Genomic DNA, 3,483 nt, shown 5'->3' with positions numbered 1-3,483 from the left:
GATTATTCCGATTTTCTGATTATTCCGATTTTAACATAGGCAGACTGGGAAAAGCAATATATTCCGCATTCCCAGCCTGAAATTTTTCCAAAAGAATCGGAATAATCATTTAGAAAAATACTCCTTGGAATTAGAATTATATTATCAAATTTCAAGGAGGTTTTATTTATGACAGAAGATCTTTTGCAACAGAAAATTCAATGCTTATTGGACTGTATGGAGAGGCGCTCCTACTCAGCAACGGCTATCGCATTGTACCGCAGACAGCTTAAATGGGCAAGGGAATACTGCATGTCTGGGGACGCCTGTATTCCATCGGCGGCTGATATGGATCATTTTGTTGCTGCCGCTGTCCTCTTACACCCAAAAGAAGATGCGCTTCTTTTAAGGCGCACATGGCGGCTGCTGGTAGATTTCTGTGAAACAGGGAAGTTCCATCCGCAGCGTTACCGCTATGGGGGTTCCACACTCTGCAGCAAATTCCAGACAGAACTGGACCTGTTCCGACAGGAGATGGAAAACTCCGGGCTTGCAAAGGGTTCGGTAGGCAATCTGGTACATGGCGTCCACAGTTTCCTTGCTTTTTTAGAAAATGATGGCTGCCGTTCTATCCAGGAAATCCGCCATTCCCATTTAAACGGTTATATTATGTCGTCCGCGCCAGGCCATATGGGGAATATTTCCAATGTGACATGGCCCTTAAACCGGTTTTTTCTATATCTGCAAAAACAGGGAAGCCTTCCTTTTGACAGGATACCGCAGCTTCCCCATCCTGTCTGCCGCCGTAAGAAGGTGCTTCCATGCATGGATGATTCGGAAACGGCCGCAATACTTGAAGCCATAAACACGGATACCGCTATGGGAAAGCGTGATTATGCGATCATACTTACTGCCATACATACAGGGATGAGGATTTCTGATATCTTTGCATTGGAGCTTTCTTCCATCGACTGGGCAAAGAAAGAGGTTTCATTTGTACAAAAAAAGACTGGGATGGAAAATATCCTGCCGCTTCCAGTTGGGGTGGGGAATGCCATAGCGGATTATATACTGAATGGACGCCCAAGATCAGCCAGCCAGAACATTTTCCTGTCCACAAGGGCCCCCTACCAGCCGATAGGGGCAAGCGGCAACCGAACCCGTATCATACATAAATACCAGAAAGCTGCAGGGATTGAACGCAGGGCATACGACGGCAAAGGCTTCCATGCTTTCCGCCGGGGGATGGGGACAAAAATGCTTGAGGCGGGAGTCCCCATAACGACTGTCTCACAGGCCCTTGGCCACCGCAGCCCCCTGTCAGCAAAGAGATACCTTTCACTGGATACAGGAAAGCTTATGGAATGCTGCCTGGACATAAGCGGGTATAAAACGGTAAAGGAGGGGCTGTCATGAAATATGTTTTCCAAAGCGGCTTCGCTGCCAACATTGAAAAAATGCTCCAGTTCAAAGAGGCGCTCGGCCATAGAAGGGGGAGTTATGAGCCAGGCCTCTGCCAGTTCGACCGTTTCTGCACGGAAGCATATCCTGAAGCTGTCCTGTTGACAAAAGCTATTGCGGATGATTTCAGCGCAGGCATAAATGGCGCCCGCCGCACCCCCAACTGCCTGAAAGCCGTCAGGGAGCTGGGGAAATATCTCGTTTCCATGGGGCTGGATGCCTATGTCATCCCGGCGGAATTTACGAAGCAGCCCAGGCCGGACGCACCATATCCTATCACGGATGAAGAACTGCAGCGTTTTTTTGCTGCAACAGACCGTCTGGAAAGCAGCAAGAACAACAGGCTGCTGGAGTACATGATCCCAGTTATGTTCAGGCTTCAGTTTGCCTGTGGGATGCGCCCGCAGGAAGTCAGGAAGCTGAAGCGTACGGATTTTAATTTTTCCAGGCATACGGTATACATATCAGAAAGCAAGAAAAATAAAGACCGCCTTCTAGCAGTCCGCCCTGAAATTATGGAGATGTGCCGGAAATACGACTGCATTGCAGAGCGCTTCAGGCCGGGAAGGCTCTATTTCTTCCCATCCGTAAGAGGAGGGGCATACGGTGCAAGGAGCGTCACGTCAATGTTCCATCAATGCTGGGAAGACGCAGGAAATGCAGTGCCAGGCCACCCATGCACACCTTATGACCTCCGCCATGCTTATGCATCACGGGTATTGATGGGCTGGATTGAGCAGGGGAAGGATCTGGACGCATGCATTCCGTATCTCAGCACGTACATGGGGCATGAGCGGTTCCAGGACACATACTATTATGTCCATATGCTCCCACAGCGGCTCGCAAAGATGCCATATATGGGGGTTGGCGGAATCATACCGGAGGTGGAATATGAAAAATAATGCAGATGTTTTCTGGACATACCTCCGGTCATATTTTTCGGTCTATCTGCCAAAGCAGAGGAACAACAGCCCCCATACAATAACAGCATGCAGGGACACATGGAATCTCCTCCTCCGCTATTTCTCTGCCGAAAAAGGAATAAAAATGGCGGACCTTAGCATGGATGACATGACAGCTGCCTCCGTAACGGGTTTTTTGGACTATATGACAGAAAAGAGGGGCTGGCGCCCAACAACGAGGAACCACCGGCTGAGCTGCATACGTTCTTTCTTTAAGTATGCAGCAAGCCAGGAGCCTTCCCTTTATGCCTATGCCGCAGCCCTAAAGACAATCCCAGCCCAAAAGGACCGTGACAGCCGCATCATTAAATATATGTCAGAAGATGCTGTGAAATCACTGATTGAAATGCCGGACCCTGAAACCAGAAATGGGCTGAGGGACCAGTTTTTCATGTCTTTAATGTATGATACGGCGGCAAGGGACTGTGAAATGCTTGGCATGCGCCTCTGCGATTACAATGAACGTTCCCGTACGGTATATTTGATGGGAAAAGGGGCGAAGCCAAGGCTTGTTCCCGTATCAGCGGAAACAACCGCCATGTTTATACGGTACAGGGACAGGATGCACCCTGAAAACAATGGAAATGCACCTATGTTTTATACAATTCATAACCACACTAAAACGCCAATGTCAGATGACAATGTGGCACGTTTCATTAAAAAATATGCAGAAGCTGCCAGAAAAGAAAACGCAGATATACCAGAGCATGTATCGCCGCATATGTTTCGCAAATCAAGATCCATGCATCTTTATCAGGGTGGCATGCATCTGACTATGCTGTCTGAATTTCTCGGGCATGAAGATCCCGAAACCACTCTTGTTTATGCACGGGCGGATGTGGAAATGAAAAGAGATGCGATGCAGAAGGCGACACAGAACAATACCATTCTTTATTCAGACAGTGAAAAAGCGATATGGGAAAATAACCCAGACATCATAAGCAGACTCTGCCGCGGTTATTAGGCTACGGATTATTCCGATTTTTTAAGAAAAGACAGGCTGGGAAAGCAGTTATTTATTGCATTTCCCAGTCTGCCTGTGTTAAAATCGGGATAAACCAAGAATCGGAATAATCATTAT

At 47.9% G+C, this 3,483-nt stretch carries 3 protein-coding genes; all 3 read left to right on the top strand.

Annotation, left to right across the window (positions count from 1 at the left end; genetic code table 11):
- Nucleotides 1-168: 168 nt before the first annotated feature.
- Genes ACTO17_RS19650 through ACTO17_RS19640 form a run of 3 tightly spaced genes read left to right on the top strand, consistent with a single transcriptional unit; the run spans nt 169 to nt 3,366 of the window.
- Nucleotides 169-1,395: a site-specific integrase gene (locus tag ACTO17_RS19650; RefSeq protein WP_482559118.1), complete on the top strand. Its 1,227-nt coding sequence runs from the start codon at nt 169-171 to the stop codon at nt 1,393-1,395.
- On the top strand, nt 1,392-2,342 hold the full coding sequence (locus ACTO17_RS19645; protein WP_482559117.1) for a tyrosine-type recombinase/integrase: 951 nt from the start codon (nt 1,392-1,394) through the stop codon (nt 2,340-2,342). Before ACTO17_RS19650 ends, ACTO17_RS19645 begins: the two co-directional genes overlap by 4 nt.
- Nucleotides 2,332-3,366 (top strand): tyrosine-type recombinase/integrase, encoded by a 1,035-nt coding sequence (locus tag ACTO17_RS19640; protein ID WP_482559116.1) that lies wholly within the window; start codon nt 2,332-2,334, stop codon nt 3,364-3,366. Before ACTO17_RS19645 ends, ACTO17_RS19640 begins: the two co-directional genes overlap by 11 nt.
- Nucleotides 3,367-3,483 lie beyond the last annotated feature (117 nt).

This window comes from Petralouisia sp. (genome assembly GCF_056822245.1).
Note: the sequence above shows the minus strand (reverse complement) of the source record. Positions and strands in the feature narration are given on the sequence as shown.

Bases quoted from the DNA above. Each gene is read 5' to 3' on its own strand.
- ACTO17_RS19650 (WP_482559118.1), top strand. From the start codon at position 169: ATGACAGAAGATCTTTTGCAACAGAAAATTCAATGCTTATTGGACTGT.
- ACTO17_RS19640 (WP_482559116.1), top strand. From the start codon at position 2,332: ATGAAAAATAATGCAGATGTTTTCTGGACATACCTCCGGTCATATTTT.
- ACTO17_RS19645 (WP_482559117.1), top strand. From the start codon at position 1,392: ATGAAATATGTTTTCCAAAGCGGCTTCGCTGCCAACATTGAAAAAATG.